This is a genomic window from Streptomyces cinereoruber (assembly GCF_009299385.1).
GTDB lineage: Bacteria > Actinomycetota > Actinomycetes > Streptomycetales > Streptomycetaceae > Streptomyces > Streptomyces bikiniensis.
Window position 1 is genome coordinate 3,759,607 of the sequence record NZ_CP023693.1, and the last position, 17,251, is coordinate 3,776,857.

General features: G+C 73.1%; 24 protein-coding genes. 13 read left to right on the top strand and 11 right to left on the bottom strand.

What is annotated here, in order from left to right; all coding sequences use genetic code 11:
• Positions 1-55 precede the first annotated feature (55 nt).
• Genes CP977_RS16715 through CP977_RS16735 form a run of 5 tightly spaced genes read right to left on the bottom strand, consistent with a single transcriptional unit; the run spans position 56 to position 2,862 of the window.
• Entirely contained in the window at positions 56-544 is a 489-nt protein-coding gene (locus tag CP977_RS16715) for a hypothetical protein (RefSeq protein ID WP_062754024.1), read from the bottom strand.
• Positions 545-589: 45 nt separating this feature from the next.
• Positions 590-1,633 (bottom strand): HTTM domain-containing protein, encoded by a 1,044-nt coding sequence (locus CP977_RS16720; RefSeq protein WP_062754022.1) that lies wholly within the window; start codon positions 1,631-1,633, stop codon positions 590-592.
• Complete coding sequence (locus CP977_RS16725; protein ID WP_152370377.1) at positions 1,630-2,304, bottom strand: DUF5819 family protein; 675 nt, start codon at positions 2,302-2,304, stop codon at positions 1,630-1,632. The genes CP977_RS16720 and CP977_RS16725 overlap by 4 nt, the downstream gene beginning before the upstream one ends.
• Positions 2,301-2,618 (bottom strand): hypothetical protein, encoded by a 318-nt coding sequence (locus CP977_RS16730; protein ID WP_152370378.1) that lies wholly within the window; start codon positions 2,616-2,618, stop codon positions 2,301-2,303. Before CP977_RS16730 ends, CP977_RS16725 begins: the two co-directional genes overlap by 4 nt.
• A 37-nt stretch (positions 2,619-2,655) precedes the next feature.
• Positions 2,656-2,862, bottom strand: a complete 207-nt coding sequence (locus tag CP977_RS16735) for a hypothetical protein (RefSeq protein WP_152370379.1) — start codon at positions 2,860-2,862, stop codon at positions 2,656-2,658.
• A gap of 472 nt (positions 2,863-3,334) precedes the next feature.
• Here CP977_RS16735 and CP977_RS16740 point away from each other — a divergent pair, with 472 nt between their 5' ends.
• The 3 genes from CP977_RS16740 (at position 3,335) to CP977_RS16750 (ending at position 4,278) form a co-directional block, all read left to right on the top strand.
• On the top strand, positions 3,335-3,724 hold the full coding sequence (locus CP977_RS16740; RefSeq protein ID WP_152370380.1) for a VOC family protein: 390 nt from the start codon (positions 3,335-3,337) through the stop codon (positions 3,722-3,724).
• A 150-nt stretch (positions 3,725-3,874) separates the two neighbouring features.
• Positions 3,875-4,003: a hypothetical protein gene (locus tag CP977_RS35210; RefSeq protein ID WP_260321829.1), complete on the top strand. Its 129-nt coding sequence runs from the start codon at positions 3,875-3,877 to the stop codon at positions 4,001-4,003.
• A gap of 14 nt (positions 4,004-4,017) precedes the next feature.
• The gene (locus CP977_RS16750) at positions 4,018-4,278 is read left to right on the top strand and encodes a virginiamycin B lyase family protein (protein ID WP_372460701.1); all 261 of its coding nucleotides are present in this window, start codon (positions 4,018-4,020) and stop codon (positions 4,276-4,278) included.
• A gap of 222 nt (positions 4,279-4,500) precedes the next feature.
• On the opposite strand, the gene CP977_RS16755 is transcribed toward CP977_RS16750, so the two are convergent.
• Positions 4,501-5,304 (bottom strand): alpha/beta fold hydrolase, encoded by an 804-nt coding sequence (locus CP977_RS16755; protein WP_152370381.1) that lies wholly within the window; start codon positions 5,302-5,304, stop codon positions 4,501-4,503.
• Between the two features lie 135 nt (positions 5,305-5,439).
• On the opposite strand from CP977_RS16755, the gene CP977_RS16760 reads away from it, so the two are divergent.
• Both CP977_RS16760 and CP977_RS16765 read left to right on the top strand, forming a co-directional pair.
• Positions 5,440-6,048 (top strand): TetR/AcrR family transcriptional regulator, encoded by a 609-nt coding sequence (locus tag CP977_RS16760; protein WP_062754010.1) that lies wholly within the window; start codon positions 5,440-5,442, stop codon positions 6,046-6,048.
• 79 nt (positions 6,049-6,127) lie between these two features.
• On the top strand, positions 6,128-6,943 hold the full coding sequence (locus CP977_RS16765) for an alpha/beta fold hydrolase (protein ID WP_152370382.1): 816 nt from the start codon (positions 6,128-6,130) through the stop codon (positions 6,941-6,943).
• 12 nt (positions 6,944-6,955) lie between these two features.
• On the opposite strand, the gene CP977_RS16770 is transcribed toward CP977_RS16765, so the two are convergent.
• On the bottom strand, positions 6,956-7,168 hold the full coding sequence (locus CP977_RS16770) for a DUF4287 domain-containing protein (RefSeq protein WP_062754006.1): 213 nt from the start codon (positions 7,166-7,168) through the stop codon (positions 6,956-6,958).
• A 241-nt stretch (positions 7,169-7,409) separates the two neighbouring features.
• Positions 7,410-8,078: a DUF998 domain-containing protein gene (locus CP977_RS16780; RefSeq protein WP_062754004.1), complete on the bottom strand. Its 669-nt coding sequence runs from the start codon at positions 8,076-8,078 to the stop codon at positions 7,410-7,412.
• A 243-nt stretch (positions 8,079-8,321) separates the two neighbouring features.
• Between CP977_RS16780 and CP977_RS16785 the strand changes: the two genes are divergently transcribed.
• The 3 genes from CP977_RS16785 to CP977_RS16795 are packed head-to-tail and all read left to right on the top strand — an operon-like array spanning position 8,322 to position 9,703.
• Entirely contained in the window at positions 8,322-8,639 is a 318-nt protein-coding gene (locus CP977_RS16785) for a hypothetical protein (RefSeq protein ID WP_062754002.1), read from the top strand.
• Between the two features lie 37 nt (positions 8,640-8,676).
• Positions 8,677-9,207, top strand: a complete 531-nt coding sequence (locus CP977_RS34465; RefSeq protein WP_229991606.1) for a hypothetical protein — start codon at positions 8,677-8,679, stop codon at positions 9,205-9,207.
• A 10-nt stretch (positions 9,208-9,217) separates the two neighbouring features.
• Entirely contained in the window at positions 9,218-9,703 is a 486-nt protein-coding gene (locus tag CP977_RS16795; RefSeq protein WP_152370383.1) for a hypothetical protein, read from the top strand.
• Here CP977_RS16795 and CP977_RS16800 read toward each other — a convergent pair.
• Entirely contained in the window at positions 9,700-10,290 is a 591-nt protein-coding gene (locus CP977_RS16800) for an RBBP9/YdeN family alpha/beta hydrolase (RefSeq protein WP_152370384.1), read from the bottom strand. The genes CP977_RS16795 and CP977_RS16800 overlap by 4 nt on opposite strands.
• A 347-nt stretch (positions 10,291-10,637) precedes the next feature.
• On the opposite strand from CP977_RS16800, the gene CP977_RS16805 reads away from it, so the two are divergent.
• Entirely contained in the window at positions 10,638-11,051 is a 414-nt protein-coding gene (locus CP977_RS16805) for a pyrophosphohydrolase domain-containing protein (RefSeq protein ID WP_062753998.1), read from the top strand.
• Positions 11,052-11,479: 428 nt separating this feature from the next.
• Here the strand turns inward: CP977_RS16805 and CP977_RS16810 are convergent, their stop codons facing one another.
• Together CP977_RS16810 and gad are read right to left on the bottom strand one after the other, a co-directional pair.
• A complete protein-coding gene (locus CP977_RS16810) occupies positions 11,480-11,890 on the bottom strand; it encodes a VOC family protein (RefSeq protein WP_109186833.1) in 411 nt (136 codons plus the stop codon).
• A gap of 113 nt (positions 11,891-12,003) precedes the next feature.
• Positions 12,004-13,392 (bottom strand): glutamate decarboxylase, encoded by a 1,389-nt coding sequence (gene gad / locus CP977_RS16815; protein WP_372460702.1) that lies wholly within the window; start codon positions 13,390-13,392, stop codon positions 12,004-12,006.
• A gap of 435 nt (positions 13,393-13,827) precedes the next feature.
• Between gad and CP977_RS16820 the strand changes: the two genes are divergently transcribed.
• From CP977_RS16820 to CP977_RS16835, 4 genes are all read left to right on the top strand, one after another.
• Positions 13,828-14,580, top strand: a complete 753-nt coding sequence (locus CP977_RS16820; protein ID WP_062753992.1) for a class I SAM-dependent methyltransferase — start codon at positions 13,828-13,830, stop codon at positions 14,578-14,580.
• Positions 14,581-14,890: 310 nt separating this feature from the next.
• Positions 14,891-15,094, top strand: coding sequence for a cold-shock protein (locus tag CP977_RS16825; RefSeq protein WP_030206327.1), 204 nt, complete (start codon positions 14,891-14,893; stop codon positions 15,092-15,094).
• A gap of 194 nt (positions 15,095-15,288) precedes the next feature.
• Complete coding sequence (locus CP977_RS16830) at positions 15,289-16,704, top strand: DEAD/DEAH box helicase (RefSeq protein WP_152370385.1); 1,416 nt, start codon at positions 15,289-15,291, stop codon at positions 16,702-16,704.
• Between the two features lie 339 nt (positions 16,705-17,043).
• The gene (locus CP977_RS16835) at positions 17,044-17,232 is read left to right on the top strand and encodes a hypothetical protein (protein ID WP_079131124.1); all 189 of its coding nucleotides are present in this window, start codon (positions 17,044-17,046) and stop codon (positions 17,230-17,232) included.
• Positions 17,233-17,251 lie beyond the last annotated feature (19 nt).

A 17,251-nucleotide genomic window follows, 5' to 3' on the forward strand; every position in this document is an offset into this window, starting at 1 on the left:
CGTACGGAGCCGGTGCCGGAGGTCGCGCGCATCGGGGCGGGGCGCGGGAACCGCCTCATCCGCCGGTCCATTTCCGCAGCAGCGCCCGACGCTCGGGCGGCTTCGGGGTCGTATCGCCCGCGCCCCCTGCCCACCTCGTGAGCGTCCGGGGAGACGCGTCGCCGTCGACGAACCGGGCGAGGAGGTCCTGGGAGAGGGTGAACTCCTCCTCGTCGTACGCACCGGCGGCGGCCGAGTGGACGGACAACTCCTCCGTACCGGACGCGGTTTCGAGCCGCAGCAGCATCTCCGGCGGTTCGCCGACGCCGCCCAGTGCCGCCGTGAGCACGGCCTCCACGGCGAGCGCCAGCCGCCGGCGGGAGACGCCGCGCACCGGGGCGCCCTCGACGGTCGCGGAGCGCAGTTCCTCCCACGTCCACGTCCGGTGGTCACCGGCCTCGCGGGCCTCCACGCCCTGCTCGGTCAGCCGCACCCCGCGGCCCTCGGTGCCCGGCGGGGCACCCACGTACACCGCGTCCGCGGTGATCCAGAACAGTCCGACCATCGCCACAGTTGACTCCCGTTCGTGTCGTACGCCCCGTCCGGGCGATCAGCCAGCATTCTCGGCGGAGGCCGTCCGCGTCGCCGTGACGGCGGACCGTTCCGGCCGTCCGGCCCGTTCCCGTACGGCCGCCGTGACGCGGTCGCGGACCCGGCCCGCCAGTCGGATCCCCGCGGAGAGCGGCCGGCTCAGGAAGATCAGGTCGCAGGCCACCATGGTGAGGGCGAACCCGGTGAGCCCCATGAAGAAGGCGATCGACAGGTGGAAGCCGATCGACGCCACGGCCGCCCAGGGGCGTAGCTTCGGTACGAGCACTCCCAGGGGGAAGTAGACCAGGAACAGGGTGGTGGCGTAGGTGCCGCCGATCACCAGCAGATCGTTCCCGTACACCAGCCGTGAGAATCCCGGGAGTTCGAACTCCGGGATGCGCATGATGTAGAAGAGCGCCGTGCCGTCCTGCCACAGTTTGCCCTGCACCTTGTAGAGGCCGCTGGTGACGTACACGAGGCAGATCTGCGCCGCGACGGCGAGCACGCCCAGGTTGTGCAACGGGGTCTGTGCGGCGCGCAGCCCGGCGGGCAGCCGGTCCTTGACCCGCCCGGCCAGGCCGCTCGTCAGGGAGAGCCTGTCGTAGCAGCGGGTCAGCATCAGCATGGGGATGACGAGGTACGCCAGGTTGTCGCCGCCGTCGAGCAGGAACTGGTTCCGTTGGTAGACCGACCACAGGAACACCCCGTGCAGGGCGAGCACCGGTCGTCCTCCGACGCCCAGCGTGACCCCGAGCGCCAGCAGCATGCCGAGGTGGAAGACCAGCTCGAACCAGGCCGTCGAGGTGCTGACCGCGTAGAGGCTGAAGGTGTCCGTCTCGTCCAGGACGGTGAGGAAACGGCTCCAGGACTCGACGCCCGAGGGGCCGAAGAGATAGTGCCGATCGGCGTACTGCGAGGCGTAGAACATGAAGCCGACGAAGCCGAGCAGGACCCGCGTGCCGGAGACTCCCAGGACGGCGAACGACGTGGAGCCGATCCGGTCCAGCGAGGTCAGGGAACGGCTCGCCCGGGCGCGCAGGCGCGCGCGAAGTGAGGTGATCACCGCAGCTCGTCCGCCTTCAGCCAGTCGAAGTCCTGCACCTGCACCGTGTCCTCGCCGGCCTTCGCCGGGGCGTTGCGCTTCGACCAGGGCGGCAGTTCGCGCACGTACATGCGCACCTGGATCCGCTGGGGATCACCGCCGCAGGCGTCGGGCATCTGGGTCAGTGAGTAACGGGAAAGGAAGCGGACCGCGTTGTCCTGCGCCTTCTGCTCCTCCGGCATCAGGCGGACCTCGCCCCCACCGTCCTTCCGGTCCTTCCGGTCCTTCGCGATGTCGTCCTCGTGCTTCTCCCGCAGCCGGTCGAGCAGCGGGTCGGTCGCGTTGATGGACTGCATCGGCGCGGAGACCAACCGTGACATGCGGGAGGGGAAGAACCTGCTCTCCTGTGCCTCGCGCACGTAGGTGGTGGTGACGTCGTGGTAGTCGGTGACGCTCCCGTCCCGGCACTGGGCCCGGGCCAGCACGCCACGGTCGTCGGCGAGCGGGTCCGGCGCGAAGAGCATCCAGTTCTGTGCGAAGTAGGGGTTCAGGTAGCCCTTCACCTCGTCGAAGTGCCGGACCTTCAACGGGGTGGCGGGGGCCTGGGAGAAGGCGGCGAGGGCGAAGTGAAGGCCCAGGAGGGCGGCGCCGCCGAGCAGCACCGCCCTCCTGGTCACGAGGTGACTCGTCACTTGTCGAAGACCTCTTCGACGGACGGCGCGCCCTTGCTGGTGGTGTCCGCCGGGGCGGAACCGAGGCTCGCGATCCGGACCACGTTGCCGACCTGGCTGCGGATGGCCTGGGTGCCGGCCAGTGCCTTGCCGTGGACGACCGCGGCCTTGGCCACGGAACCGATCCACATCGGCTTCATGTCGATCTCCGGCTCGGCCGTCTGAGCGGCGGAGGCGGTCACCAACGGTGCCGCGGCCTGGGCAGGGGCCTGCATGGCGAGCAGGGCGGCGACGCCGCCGAGAACCACACCGGCACCGGCAATTGCCTTCTTCACTGTCTTCTCCCGTTGTTTTTTCTTCCGGTCCGTCGGTTCACTGCCAGCCGTTGACCGGCGTGCACAGCCGGTTGACGGGCAGCGGCAGCACGCGGTCGCCCGTGTGCTTCTCGCACAATCTCTTGAGCGCCCGCCCCACCAGGTCGTGCGAAGCGTTTTCCCGTGTTGACGCCGACGGCACGGGCCGATGCTCCGCGGTGGCACCGGCCGTACCTGTCGATCCCCAGACGATGGCCGCGGACACGGCCAAGACGATGACCGGCCTGACGTGAACCGAACGGCGCCTGGATTGGGCGTTCACTTGCTTCCCCCTTGGCCTGACGGGTCGTTCCGACAAGGAAGACGATGCCATCGGGACAGCAGCGTCGGGCCTGTTGGACATGTCAGCTTCCTGCACGGGCCCTGCACTTTCCTGCCGCGCCGCCGCACTGGCCCCGGCCGTTCGGCTCACACCGCCGAGGGCGACCTGCGGCCTTGGACGGGTCGCGCCCTCCAGGCGGGCCGGCGACCAGATGCTCGTCCTCCTCCTTGCGGGCGCGCGCCACGGCCCGGACCTCGTTCCCGTAGAGGCGGTGAACAGCGGACGGCAGAGGCAGCCCACGCCAACTCCTCTTGATTCACTGGGGAGTTGGGGTTAGGGTCTACGGCGACATCGCGTGTCGGTCACCGGCTGGGTGAGGCATGGAGGTGTCGGGACATGCCTTCGGAGGCATTCCTTGTCAGTCGATTTGAATCACACGATCGTCCACGCCCGGGACAACCGGGAGTCCGCCGAGTTCTTCGCGGACCTTCTCCGTCTTGAGATCACCGCCGAATGGGGTCCGTTCATCGCGGTCGCCCTGGGCAACGGCGTCACCCTGGACTTCGCCACCGTCCCCGCGGACAGCATCACCCCCCAGCACTACGCCTTCCTGATCTCCGAGGAGGAGTTCGACTCGGCGTACGCGCAGATCAGACAGCGCGGCATCGAGCACTACGCCGACCCCCACCGGAAGCAGCCCGGCACGGTCAACCACAACGACGGTGGCCGCGGCGTGTACTTCATGGACCCGGCGGGGCACGCCATGGAACTCATCACCGTGCCGTACGGCGGCTGGACCTCGTAACCGCACGCCCCGAGGACCGCACCCCATCGCGGAGTGCGGTCCTCGGCCGCAGTCCGGCCCCCTTCCGCCGCAGCCCGGTCACACCCCTCCCCAGGAGCAGCACTTTGTCACCCGATCCGGCAGCGCTACGACGACGCCGGCATCGACCGGTTGCGGCGCGCCGCCTGGTGGGACTGGCCCTCCGACCTCGTCACCGAGCACGCCCGCACCATCATGGCCGGAACACCGGCCGACATCGCCCGCATCGCCACCGAACACGGATGGGACAAGTCCCTTTGAACCATGTGCCCCAGGTGTCCATCGAAGAGCACGCGGTGGCCGACCCCGCGGCCGGACCCTACGCCCTCACCACGGGACCGGACGGCGCCCTGTGGTTCACCCTCGTCCACGGCGACCGGATCGGGCGCCTCGTCCCCGGCCGGGAGCCGACGAGCCACCGCCTCGCCCCCGACAGCGGGCCGACCGTCATCACCCCCGGCCCCGACGGCGCCCTGTGGACCGCGCTGGAGATCGGCGCACTCGCCCGCGTCGCCCCGGCGGACAGCACCCCCTGAGCGGACTGCTCCCCCTTTCCCGCGTCGTCGGCAGTGGCCGCCCGCGCGGTGGCCCGCTGCCTCGCCCCGGGCCCGCCGGGGCTCTCGCCGTACCGCGAACCGGGCCTGAGCGACGGTGTGCCGAAGGCGGGCGGGGCGGTACCGACCGGTGTCCGCGCGGAGGAGTCCGCCGCGGGTCTCCGCGTCACCGGGGCGTGCGCACCGGACCGGTGGAGGGCTTGCTCATGGCCGGGCCCCGGCGGTGAGGAAGGACGTCAGGGCGGGGGCGAGGAGGTGCGGGGCGATGTCGTGTTCCTGGCCGGGGAAGACCTGGAGGGTGAAGTTCCCGCCGAGCGCGGCGAGTTCCCGCGCGCCGGTGAGCATGTGGGGCGCGCCCGCGTCGCCGCTGCCGACGAGGACGGGGATCGTCACCGTACGCCAGCGGTCGCCTGAGAGGGGGCGGCCGGACATGGTCTCGCCCATGATCCGTCCGTCGTGGGGCAGCGTGGGGGCGGTGGCCTCCATGTCGGCCCAGAAGGGTGCCTGCCGCATGCCCTCGACGGCCTCGGCCGGCAGGCCCACGGCCGCGGTCATGAAGTAGGCCACCGCGTCGCCGTACGCGCCCCGCTCCACGAGCCCTTCCAGGTGGGCCACGTAGTCGGCGGGCAGCGGCGGGCGGCTGTCGTCGGTGACGAAGGGCGGCTCGTACAGGGCCAGTCGGGTCACGGCGCTCCCCCGGGCCGCGGCCTCCAGCGCCAGTACGGCGCCGGACGACATGCCGAAGAGCATGGCCTCTCCGCCCGCGCGCTCGATCAGCGCGTCCAGGTCCTCGACCTCGCGCCGCACGTCGTAGGACGGCCCGTCGCCGCTGTCGCCGCGGCCCCGGCGGTCGTAGGTGAACACCGTGAAGTGTCCGGACAGCAGGTCGGCCAGTTCCGCCGACGCGTGCCGCGTCATGAAGGCGCCGCCGACGAGTACCAGCGCCGGGCCCGCGCCCCGCCGCTCGAAGGCGATGGCCGTGCCGTCGACCGAGAAGACCTTGTCCATGCGAGAACCCCCATAGGTACGCGGTTCGGCCGGAGGACCCCACCGCTTCGGAACTGGACGGTACAGTACTCACACGAGTACTGGTCAGTCCAGTACCCTTCGGGGGCGGGGAACGCCGGACAGAAGGAGACGCAGATGGACAGCCGTTCGGCACGCAAGCACCAGGCGATCCTGGACGCCGCGACCGCCGTGTTCCTGGACAAGGGGTACGCGGGGACGAGCATGGACGACATCGCGAAGCTGGCCGCGGTCTCCAAGCAGACCGTCTACAAGCACTTCTCGGACAAGGAGAAGCTCTTCGCCGAGATCGTCCTGGCGACCACCGACCGGCTCGACACCGCGATCGACCTGCTGGCCGACGTCCCGGCCGACGCCGCCGCCCTGGAAGAGAACCTGACCCGGCTCGCCCGCCAGTTCCTGGACACCCTCACCCATCCCCGGGTCATCCAGCTGCGGCGCCTGATCATCGCCAACGCCGACGTCTTTCCCGACCTGGGCACCGAGTGGTACGAGAAGGGCTTCGAGCGGGGGCTCGCCCGTCTGGCCTCGACCTTCCGGCGCCTGGCCGACGAAGGGCTGCTCCGCATCGACGACGCGCTCCTGGCCGCGAACCACTTCTCCGGGCTGCTGCTGTGGATTCCGGTGAACAGGGCCATGTTCACCGGACGCTCCCAGCACACCGAGGCCGACCTCGACCGGTACGCCGCCGCCGGCACCCGGGTCTTCCTCGCCGCCCACCGCTGATCACCGCCGCCGAGCACCGCCGACCACCGCCGAGCACCAGACCGCGACAGCCGGTCTTCCAGGACGGGAAAGAGGCCGCATGACCTGGTCCGAACGCACCGTGGAACGCGACGGCGTCCGACTCTCCTGCCGCGACTGGGGCGGATCGGGGACCCCCGTCGTCCTGCTGCACGGGCTGGCCGGGCACGCGGGCGAATGGGACGCCGTCGCCCGCGACCTGAGCCCCCGCCACAGGGTCGTGGCCGTCGACCAGCGCGGCCACGGCGCCAGTGAGCGCCGCCCTCGGAACGTCTCCCGGTCCGCGTACGTCGCGGACGTCGTCGCCGTACTCGAAGGGCTCGGCCTCCGGCGGCCCGTCCTGGTGGGCCAGTCGCTGGGCGGCCACACCGCCATGCTCGCCGCCGCCGCGCACCCCGGGCTCTTCCGCGCCCTCGTCCTGGTGGAGGCCGGTCCGGGCGGTCCGAACCCGAACGTACAGGCGGAGATAGGGGGTTGGCTCGACGCCTGGCCCCGGCCGTTCCCGTCACGGGAGGCCGCCGTCGAGTTCCTCGGCGGCGGTCCGGTCGGCGAGGGGTGGGCGGCCGGCCTCGTGGAGCGCGACGGCGGCTGGTGGCCGCGCTTCGACCGCGACGTGATGGTCGGATCGCTGGCGGAGAACGCCCGGCGGTCCTTCTGGGACGAGTGGTCGAAGGTGGCCTGCCCGACCCTGGCCGTCCTCGGCCAGGTCGGCATCATCCCGCCCGAGGAGATCGGCGAGATGCTCCGGCGACGGCCGGAGACCGTGGCCCTGAGCGTCCCCGGGACGGGCCATGACGTCCACCTGGAGCGGCCGGACGTCTTGGGGCACGTACTCCGTGAGGTGCTCGGAGGAGTCACCACGAGCCGGACGGCGTGATCACGCTCCCGTTCACCGGCCGCTGTCCTCGGCGAGCGTGTGGGCGACGAGGGCGTTGGCGTGGCCGTGGCCCAGGCCGTGCTCGGACTTGAGCCAGTTGACGAGCTCCATGTGCTTGGTCAGCGGGGAGGTGCGGATGAGGTCCTTCCACTCGGTGATCGGACGGCCGTACTTCTTCTCGATGGACGGGAAGTAGCTGGCAGGGCCCTTCACTTCGGCGCTCATGGGTGTCCCCGTTTCGTAGCGTGGTGATCGTGATGATCTTGGTGGTGTCGATGATGCCCGTGGGGGCGACGGTCGGCTAGGGCCTGTCCGGCGGATCAGGGTCGGGTAGGCCGCGTCGTCTGGTGCGGTGCCTCGCAAGGCGCCGGGGCGGGTCGATAGCGGAGCTATCGGGCCGTTTCGGCAACGCGGCGAGGTGCCGTGCCAGGCGTCGCGGCTCCGGCCATGATCCGCCGGACAGGCCCTAGCGGTTCGCCGGGATGCCGGTCAGGCGGGCCGTCACCGCGGCCAGCCACAGCAGGCCGAGCCCCGCGCCGGCGGTGAAGGCCAGGACGGAGGCGGCCGAGGCCGTAAAGCCCGCGAGGACGACCACCGGTACGAGGCGGGTGGCGACGGCCCAGCCCCGCAGGCCCCGGGCGGCGAGCGGACGGGCCAGGACGACGAACGCCGCGCACAGGGCGAGATAGCCGACCATTCCGCCGAGCATGTGGACGGCTCCGTGCCCGCTCATCGCGGTCGCCTCGGGGGCCCCGGCGGGGAAGCCCGCCCCCGCGTCGGCCGGGAAGGCCGCCGCGACCCAGAAGGAGACGGCGAACACGCCGACCAGGGCCGGGCCCCACGTACCGCCCGCACCGCCGCGCAGCGCCCGTCGCAGTCCGGCCGCGCCGGCGAGCAGCAGCGCGCCGGTGAGTACGAAGTTCACCGTCTGGATCCAGCCCGCCTCGCCCAGGGCGAGCTGGCTGATCGCGTTCCGGGTGAAGTCGAAGCCGTCCCGCGCGAAGCCCTGGGCGAGCCCGGCCGCCAGGAACAGCGGGCCCGCCGCCATGCCGCCGCTCGCGGCCCGGCGTGCCGCCGGGCGCGGTGCGGACGCTCCGGAGACGACGTCGTGCGGGGCGGTCAGCGTGTGGGCCATGGCGGGCCTTCCTTCCGTCGGTGGTTTCGCTTGTACGACCGGCGGTACGGGGCGGAGTCATCGCTCCCGGCGATGTGGGCCGGGTCACACGGCCCCCGGGGCCGGGGCGGCCGGGACGAGGTGGATCGGGGCCACCCCCATGAACGCGGACGAGCGTCGCGCCCGTCGTCATCGGCACCGGCCCGAGCCCGGGAAGCCGGGAGGTGGTTGGTGGGAAGGTCCGGGGGCTGACAGGGTGGGGGCATGCGGTACTGCGAGCGCCACGAGATGCACAACTGCGCGGACTGCGCCCCGCGTACGCCCCGCGGTGGCGCGCCCGCCGGCGTGTGGGACGGGTGGCCGGCGGCCGCGATCATCGTCCACGCCGGCGGCAAGGCGCACCTTCCGGGGTGCAGGCACATCGAACCGGCCGACGTCCGGCCGCCCCACTACGGCTGGGTGCCCGCACCGTCCGCCGGGGCGTGGCGGCGCCTCTCCCCCTCCGACCCGCTCCGCGCCACCCACGGCAACACCGAGCGGGTGGCCGTGAGCCGCTGCATGAGTTGCGACGCGTCGCAGTGAGGTGCGGGGGCCCCTTCGTACGCGGTGAGGGGGAGGCGTGCGGACCAACCCGTGGATGAGGCGGCTCCTGGCGGACGCGGGGCCGGACACGCCCTCCCCGGCGGACGTGCCCCCGCTGTTCCGGGAGGTCGTGGAGGAGGGGTGGTCGACGACCGGGAGCGGGGCGCGGGTGCTGACCGCCCTCCGGCCCGAGCGGGACGGGTTCCACTCCGACCGCCTGGCGGAGGAGACCACGGTCAACGGGCGCGGCATGACGGACCACGACCTCCCCGTCGGGCCCGCCGCCGTGGACGAGCGGGCGCGCGTGCTGCTGCGCCGGTGCCTGGCGTACTCCGCCGCCTGTCTGCGCGCGGCGCGGGACCGTTTCGGGGACGACGCGGTACGGGCGTACGTCTCGCTGTCGTTCGGCGGCCTCGACGAGGACCTCCTGACCGCCTCCGTCACCTTCTGCACGCCCCTGCCGGACGTCCTGCCCCACATCGCCGCCCTCGAACGGGTGCGGGACGCCGCCGTGGCCGAGCTCTCCGTGCACGACTGCTCGGACCGGGAAGGGCCGTGGCGGGGCTGACCGCGCCCGCGTGACCGGCCGGCCGGCGGGCCGCCCCCGGGCGCCCTCGCTCCCGACCGCCGTCTACCACGTGCCCGAACGCGTCTGGGGCCGGCAGATCCTGCGCAACGCGCCGGCCCTGGCCGGACTCGTCCTCGGCACCGTGCTGGGCGGCACGTACGGTCCCCCCGTCGCGGTCCCGGCGGCGACCGGGGTCACCGCCTTCTTCCTGAACGTCCGGTTCCTGGGCCTGCTCGGCACGGTCGAGGACGGGCCCACGCTCCACGCCCGCGGCATCGGCGTGGGCCCGCACGGCAACCTCGTGGTCATCCCCTGGAGCAGGATCAGGACGCTGGAACTCGTACGGCGCGACGGATGGACGGACCTGGTCCTCCGCATCCGTACGCGGCGGCTCTCCCCGCTCGGCTCCGCGCCCCGTCTGCCGGACGCGGTCCACGCGTTCGGCCGGAGGTACGGGGTCGTCGTGCACGACCAGTACGGAGGCACCCCGGCCTAAACGACGCCCTCGTCCGCGAGTTCGCCGGCGGCCGTCGCGCCCGGGCGTCTCCTCAGTACTGCTCCGGAGTGGCGTGCGATCAGGGTCGCCACGTGGTCCCAGGGGCCGTAGCCGTCCCGGGTGGCCAGGTGGCCGCCGCCGGGGACGACCTCGACGGTGGCGCCCCACGCGTCCGCGAGCGCCGCGCCGCGCTCCCGCGACAGGTACGGGTCGTCGTCGGAGACCACCAGGTGGACCGGCAGCGGCAGTACGGAGGCGGGCAGGGGCGCCTGGCGGCGGATGGCGGCCGGCGCGCCGGGGGCCTCGACGTCGGCCGGGGCGACCAGGAGGGCGCCGGTGACCCGCGCGTCGTGGCACGTGGCGGCCCACTGGGCGACGGTGACGGAGCCGCAGCTGTGGCCGACGAGGAAGACCTCGCCGTGGACGGCGCGCACGGCCTCGTCGAGCCGGGCGACCCAGCGGTCGCGGTCGACGGTCTCCCAGTCGTCCTGGACCACCCGGGAGAAGCCCTCGTAGGTGTTCTCCAGGTGGGTCTGCCAGTGGTTCGGTCCGGAGCCGGTGTAGCCCGGCACGGTCAGGAAGCGCACGGTCCCGCCTTTCGGGGTCGGTGGCCCGGTTCCGCCGTCCTCGGCACGAGTGGGGCGCACACCCGCTCCGGGCGATTTCCACGATCGGGGGCCGGAACGGTCCGGGCGGCCGTGCTCGTGCGTTGCGACGCCGTTGTTTCCGTTCGGGCCCCCGGATCTTCCGGAGCCCCGCGTTCCCCTCCCCGACGGGGTGCGATCCTATCCCGCGTCCGTCCCGCGCCCGTCCCGCGCCCGTCCCGCGCGAGGAAGCGGCGGGGCCTCGCATCCGTGCTCCCCCGCCCGGCACTTCGCTTCGGGGGAAGTCAACCGTCATGGAAAGGAAGAGAGTTGCACGAGAGGAAGGCCTCATGACCGCCCCCACCCCGCAGGACCTGGTCCGCGAGTTCCACCGGGCCTTCGGCCTCGGCACCGGTTCCGGCGGCCCGGCCGCCGTCCCGCCGGAGCTGGCCCGGCACCGCCAGGCGCTCCTGGAGGAGGAGGTGGCCGAGGTCGCGGAGGCGACGGAGGGGGGCCGCCTCGTGGACATCGCGCACGAACTGGCCGACGTCGTCTACATCGCGTACGGCACCGCCCTGGTCCACGGCGTGGACCTCGACGCCGTCCTCGCCGAGGTCCACCGCGCCAACATGTCGAAGCTCGGCCCGGACGGCCGCCCGGTCCTCCGCGAGGACGGCAAGGTCCTCAAGGGCCCGTCGTACCGGCCGCCACGCGTCGCGGAGGTCCTGGCGCGCCAGGAGCGGCGGGAGGGGACGGGGGCCTGAGCCGGTACCGGGGCCGGGGCCGGGATCAGGGCCGGACCGGCCAGGCCGCGTCGACGAGTCGCGCCCTGAGGCGCGCCGGCAGGGAGGCGAACCCGCACCCGGCCCCCAGTACGCCGAGTGCCCCCGTACCGCCCCGCTCCGCGACCTCGCCATGCCGCCCTCCCCCCTCGCCCTCACCGGTGGTGCGCTCCTACCGCGTCATCCGCCGGCCGTGAGGACACTGCCGGGCTCCGGCAGTCCTGGAGGGCCCGGAGGTGCGGACGCGGCGCACTCCTCCCCCACGGCCCCTTCGCGGACCGGCCCCTCCGGCTCCTCCGACTCTTCCGGCCCCTCGAACCCTTCCGGCTCCTCCGAACGCCGCGCCTCGATGCGGGCGCGGGCCCACGCGGGACGGCACATGGCGACCCCCTCCTTCCGGACCGGACGGGTCAGCGGAGTTCCTGGACGCGGATCAGGTTGCCCGCCGGGTCGCGGAAGGCGCAGTCCCGGATGCCGTACGGCTGCTCCGTCGGCTCCTGGACGACCTCGGCCCCGGCGTCCCTCACCTTCGCGAAGACGGCGTCGAGGCCGGGGGTGGCGAGGAGGATCCAGCCGTACGTGCCCTTGGCCATCATCTCGGTGACGACGCGGCGCTCCTCCTCGGTGACCCCGGGGTCGGCGGCGGGCGGCGCGAGCAGGATCGACGTGCCGGGCTGCCCGGGCGGGCCGACCGTGATCCAGCGCATCGTCCCCTCGCCGACGTCGCTGCGGACCTCGAAGCCGAGGGCGTCGCGGTAGAAGGCGACGGCGGCGTCCGGGTCGTCGTGCGGGAGGAAGGTGGTGTGGATGGTGATGTCCATGGACCTCACGCTAACTTCGGGCGCCCGGACGGCGCTTCTCGGATCCTGACCGATCCCGGACCCGGCTCGATCGGCCCCGGCCCCGGTTCGATCGGCCCGCCCCCGGACCCGGCTCAGTGGTGGAAGCCCGCGCGCTCCTCGTCCGCCGGCTTGCCCCGCCGGAGGCGTTCCAGGGAGTCGCGCATGTCCCGGGCGAGCAGGTCGATCTCGTCCCGGCCCACCCCGTGCCGGATCAGGACGCGCTGGATCACGGTCTCCTGCCGGTCGGCGGGCAGCGGGTACGAGGGGACCTGCCAGCCGCGCATCCGGAGCTGGTCGGAGAGGTCGTACAGGCTGAAGCCCGCGCCCGCCGGGTCGGCGAGGGTGTACGAGACGGCCGGCAGCGCTCCCTGCCCGTCGTACAGCAGGGTGAACGGGCCCATCTCCGCCACCTGCCCGGCCAGGTACCGGGCCGTCTCCGCGCACACCCCCTGGACGCGCCGGTATCCGGCCCGCCCCAGGCGCAGGAAGTTGTAGTACTGGGCGACGATCTCGCCGCCGGGCCGGGAGAAGTTGAGGGCGAAGGTCGGCAGGTCGCCGCCGAGGTAGTTGACGTCGAAGACCAGGTCCTTCGGCAGCAGGTCGGCGGTGCGCCAGACCGCCCAGCCCACGCCGAGGGGCGCGAGGCCGTACTTGTGGCCGGAGGCGTTGATGGAGGAGACCCGTTCGAGCCGGAAGTCCCAGACCAGGTCCCGGTGGAGGAAGGGGGCGACGAAGCCGCCGCTGGCCGCGTCCACGTGGATCGGGACGTCGAGCCCCGTCTCCTCCTGGATCCGGTCGAGCTCGGCGGCGATCTCCGCGACCGGCTCGTAGTCGCAGGTGAAGGTGACGCCGAGGATCGCGACGACGCCGATCGTGTTCTCGTCGACGTACTCGCGCAGCTGGTGCGGCCGCAGGCCGGTCGCGCCCTCCTCCAGCGGGACCTGGCGCAGCTCGACGTCGAAGTAGCGGGCGAACTTGTCCCAGCAGATCTGGACCGGCCCGGCGACGATGTTGGGCCGGTCGACGGGCTTGCCCTCGGCCCGGCGCCGCTCCCGCCACCGCCACTTCAGGGCCAGGCCGCCCAGCATGGCGGCCTCGCTGGAGCCGGTGGTGGAGCAGCCCATGGCGCGGCCGCCCACCACCTCGGGGGCGTTCCACAGATCGGCCAGGATGTTCACGCACCGCGCCTCGATCTCGGCGGTCTGCGGGTACTCGTCCTTGTCGATCATGTTCTTGTCGAGGCACTCGTCCATCAGGCGCCGGACCTCGTCGTCCGACCAGGTCGTGCAGAACGTCGCCAGGTTCTGCGCGGCGTTGCCGTCGAGCAGCAGCTCGTTGTGGAGCATCGCGTAGACGGCCTCCGGCAGGGAGGGCTCCTCGGGCATGCGGTACTTCGGCAGGACCCGCTCGCTGAGCGGCGAGGCGAACACGTCCGTCCTCGCGTCCGTGCTCGTCGGGGCCTTCATCTCGTGGAGCGCCACGGCTTCCCCTTCGCTCGACGGCTCGACGGCACGCCCGCTGCGGGCGGCCCCGTGCCTCCCATCAACCCACGGGGGCGGGGGCGGCGCCCGGCGGCGGGGGAGGGCTTGGCCCGGGCGGGTGAGGGGGCGCCCCCGGCCCCTCCACCCGTCGCCTTGACGGCCCCGCCCCCTCCGACCTGCGGTTCCGTACGACGGGCCGGGCCGGGGTTCACCCGTTGGACGGGTGACGTCCTGGCGGCACCGGCCTCCGGCGGGCCCGCCGCACCCGCCCCGACCTGCGGGAACGGCGCCCCCGGAGCAGTTCGACACGGCCGGCCGGGCTGATACCGGCACCAGGGGACAAGCAGTACGTTCCGGGAGAAGTGGATCACCGTCGACGCTCCCCCTGTCAGCGTCGATGCTCCCCCTGCCCGCCGAGGCCGAAAGGCGACCCGCATGAGCAACAGCACCGCATGGAAGGAAGCCGACTCCGGCGACGCCGCCGAGGGCTACGACTCCTACGACGACCTCCCCGAGCGCCTCATCGGCTACCCGGCCGTCTTCCACGCCCTCGGCATCGGCTCCTCCGCCGTCCGTACGGTCCTGGACCACGGCTGCGGGCCCGGCAAGGTCGCCGCCCGGATCGTCGAGGCCTCCGGCGCGCGGGTCGTGGCCGCCGACGTCTCGCCGCACATGCTGGCCGTCGCCCGCGCACGGCACGCGCACCCGAGGATCGAGCACCGGCTGATCGAGGGCGACGGGCGCCTCGCGTTCCTCGACGACGGCTCCGTGGACGCCGCCATGTCCTGCTTCGTCTACGTCACCGTCGGGGAGGTCGAGACCCTGCACGAGATCGCCGCCGAGGTCCACCGCGTCCTGCGCCCCGGCGGCCGGTACGCCGTCCTCGACGCCAACCCGCGCAGCACCGGCATCCGCTTCTCCACCTTCCGCACCGGCGAGCCCGGCCGCGTCTACACCAAGGGCGAGGCGCGGCCGACCCGCCTCGAACTGCCGGACGGCGCCGGGCGGCTCGACCTGACCGACCACCACTGGCCGTGCCGGACCTACCTCGACGTCCTGGGCAAGGCCGGCTTCACCGACCTGGACGTCCACGAGCCCGTCCTCCCCCGGCACTCGTCCCTCCTGGGCGGCCGCCCGGCGGAGGCCGACCACCCGCCGTTCCTCGTCGTCTCGGGCGTGAAGAGGTGAGCTGGGGCATGAAGAGGTGAACTCGGGCGTGAAGAGGTGACGAGCCGGCGGAAGAAATCTGTTCCCGCGAAGTGAGAATTCAGCACCACGCGCCGTGAGGATTTCTCACCGGACCACGCGGAAAGAATTACTCACACCGCACTCCGCCGTTCACCGTGCTACCTTCGACATCAGTTGCAGTTGTGGTTCCCGAAGCATGAGCATCAACGGTCATGAGAAGTGCCGGTCCTTTCCGGCTGGGGCGATCATCGCGGCGACACGGAATCCGCACGGTGTGGATTTCCGAGCACTGCCCCGAAGGAGAAAAGACATGGCTTCCGGTACCGTCAAGTGGTTCAACGCGGAAAAGGGCTTCGGCTTCATCGAGCAGGACGGTGGCGGCCCCGACGTGTTCGCCCACTACTCGAACATCGCCTCCCAGGGCTTCCGTGAGCTCCAGGAGGGCCAGAAGGTGAACTTCGACATCGCGCAGGGCCAGAAGGGCCCGACCGCGGAGAACATCGTCTCCGCCTGACGCTGTCACTGCCGCGCGGCGCTCCTCACGGAGCGCCGCGCGCAGCACGAGCTGGGGCCCGCACCTTGGGGTGCGGGCCCCAGCTCTTTGCATAGAAGGACCCGTCGATTTCGGTCCGGCTTGTCTCGCAATTGTCCGTGCCGCTTTCCGCCGCGGAAATTCCTTGATACGCGCCGCATCGAGGAAGGTTCGCCATGAACCGCACACGCACGCACGCGCATTCCGCCGGCTCCGCCCGCTCCGCCCGTTCGCAGCCCCCCGGCCGCGGCCGTCCCCGGAGCGGCGGCCGGGCCCCCTCGGGCCCGCCCGCCGAGTTCGCGCCCCCCCGGACGGTCACCCCCGCGCTGCCGGCCGTCGAGACGTTCGCCGCGCTCGACCTGCCCGCCCCGCTGCTCGCCGCCCTCGCCGCCGAGGGCATGACCGTGCCCTTCCCGATCCAGGGCGCGACCCTGCCGAACACCCTCGCGGGCCGCGACGCGCTGGGCCGCGGCCGGACCGGCTCCGGCAAGACCCTGGCCTTCGGCCTGGCGCTGCTCGCCCGGACCGCCGGGAAGCGCGCCGAACCCCGGCGGCCCCTCGCCCTGGTCCTCGTGCCCACCCGCGAGCTGGCCCAGCAGGTGACCGACGCCCTCGCCCCGTACGCCCGCTCGCTGCGGCTCCGGACGACCACCGTCGTCGGCGGGGTGTCCATCGGCCGCCAGACGCACGCACTCCGCTCCGGCGCCGAGGTCGTCGTCGCGACCCCCGGCCGCCTCAAGGACCTCGTCGAACGCGGCGACTGCGCGCTCGACCGGGTGGAGACCACCGTCCTCGACGAGGCCGACCAGATGGCCGACATGGGCTTCATGCCGCAGGTCACCGAGCTGCTCGACCAGGTGCGGCCGGAGGGGCAGCGGATGCTGTTCTCCGCGACCCTGGACCGCAACGTGGACCTGCTCGTACGCCGCTACCTGAACGACCCCGTCGTCCACTCGGTCGACCCGTCCGCCGGCGCGGTCACGACCATGGAGCACCACGTGCTGCACGTGCACGGCTCCGACAAGCAGGCCGCCACGACGGAGATCGCCGCCCGCGACGGGCGCGTGATCATGTTCCTCGACACCAAGCACGACGTCGACCGGCTGACCCGCGACCTGCTCCTCAGCGGCGTACGGGCCGCCGCGCTGCACGGCGGGAAGTCGCAGGCGCAGCGCACCCGCACCCTGGCGCAGTTCAAGACCGGGCACGTCTCCGTGCTGGTCGCCACGAACGTCGCCGCCCGCGGCATCCACGTCGACCACCTCGACCTCGTCGTCAACGTCGACCCGCCCGCCGACCACAAGGACTACCTGCACCGCGGCGGACGCACCGCCCGCGCGGGCGAGTCCGGCAGCGTCGTCACCCTGGTCACCCCGGGCCAGCGCCGGGGCATGGTCCGCCTCATGGCGGACGCGGGCATCCGGCCCCGCGTGACCGAGGTCCGCTCCGGCGGGGACGAGCTGCGCCGCATCACCGGCGCGCAGGCCCCGTCCGGCGTCCCCGTCGTCATCACGGCCCCCGCGAGCGAACGACGCGGCGCCCCCACCCGCTCCCGCCGGGGCCGCCGCCCCCACCGCCCCGCCGCCGCGTAGCGCCTGCGCGCACGACCGCCGGGAAGCGCCCCGGGCCATCCGGAGCACCCGGACACCGGGGGCGTCCGGACGCCCGAGTACGTCCGACACGCCCGGCACCCGGCGCGCCGGACGTCCCGGAGCACCCGGCACCCCGCGCGCTCAGGCGCCCCGGAGCGCCCGCTCCCCGGACGCCCTGCGCACCCGGACTCCCGGGTACGCCCGGCATCCGGCGCGTCCGGGCCGGTCGCGCTCCCCCGTACGACGTCCCCCCGTCACTTCCCCCGCAGGAGGCACCCCCTGACACCGCCGCTCCGCAGGACCCCTTCCCACGAGGCCGCGACGCAGGCCTCCGACCACATGACCGTCGAGGTGGCCCTGTCCGTCATGGCCGCCGCCCGGACCGGGCAGCTGCTCGTCTGCGACGGCGACGACCGGCCCACCGGCCTGGTCACCCGGGCCCAGCTCGCCGCCGCACGCGCCGCCTCCTCGTACACGGACCGGCTCCGCCTCCGGGACGTCGTCGGCGCCGTCGCGCCCGCCCACTGAACCGCCGCCCCAGCCCGTA

Bases quoted from the DNA above. Each gene is read 5' to 3' on its own strand.
- CP977_RS16715 (WP_062754024.1), bottom strand. From the start codon at position 544: ATGGTCGGACTGTTCTGGATCACCGCGGACGCGGTGTACGTGGGTGCC.
- CP977_RS16755 (WP_152370381.1), bottom strand. From the start codon at position 5,304: ATGGACAAGGTCTTCTCGGTCGACGGCACGGCCATCGCCTTCGAGCGG.
- CP977_RS16760 (WP_062754010.1), top strand. From the start codon at position 5,440: ATGGACAGCCGTTCGGCACGCAAGCACCAGGCGATCCTGGACGCCGCG.
- CP977_RS16765 (WP_152370382.1), top strand. From the start codon at position 6,128: ATGACCTGGTCCGAACGCACCGTGGAACGCGACGGCGTCCGACTCTCC.
- CP977_RS16770 (WP_062754006.1), bottom strand. From the start codon at position 7,168: ATGAGCGCCGAAGTGAAGGGCCCTGCCAGCTACTTCCCGTCCATCGAG.
- CP977_RS16780 (WP_062754004.1), bottom strand. From the start codon at position 8,078: ATGGCCCACACGCTGACCGCCCCGCACGACGTCGTCTCCGGAGCGTCC.
- CP977_RS16785 (WP_062754002.1), top strand. From the start codon at position 8,322: ATGCGGTACTGCGAGCGCCACGAGATGCACAACTGCGCGGACTGCGCC.
- CP977_RS16805 (WP_062753998.1), top strand. From the start codon at position 10,638: ATGACCGCCCCCACCCCGCAGGACCTGGTCCGCGAGTTCCACCGGGCC.
- CP977_RS16810 (WP_109186833.1), bottom strand. From the start codon at position 11,890: ATGGACATCACCATCCACACCACCTTCCTCCCGCACGACGACCCGGAC.
- CP977_RS16820 (WP_062753992.1), top strand. From the start codon at position 13,828: ATGAGCAACAGCACCGCATGGAAGGAAGCCGACTCCGGCGACGCCGCC.
- CP977_RS16825 (WP_030206327.1), top strand. From the start codon at position 14,891: ATGGCTTCCGGTACCGTCAAGTGGTTCAACGCGGAAAAGGGCTTCGGC.
- CP977_RS16830 (WP_152370385.1), top strand. From the start codon at position 15,289: ATGAACCGCACACGCACGCACGCGCATTCCGCCGGCTCCGCCCGCTCC.
- CP977_RS16835 (WP_079131124.1), top strand. From the start codon at position 17,044: ATGACCGTCGAGGTGGCCCTGTCCGTCATGGCCGCCGCCCGGACCGGG.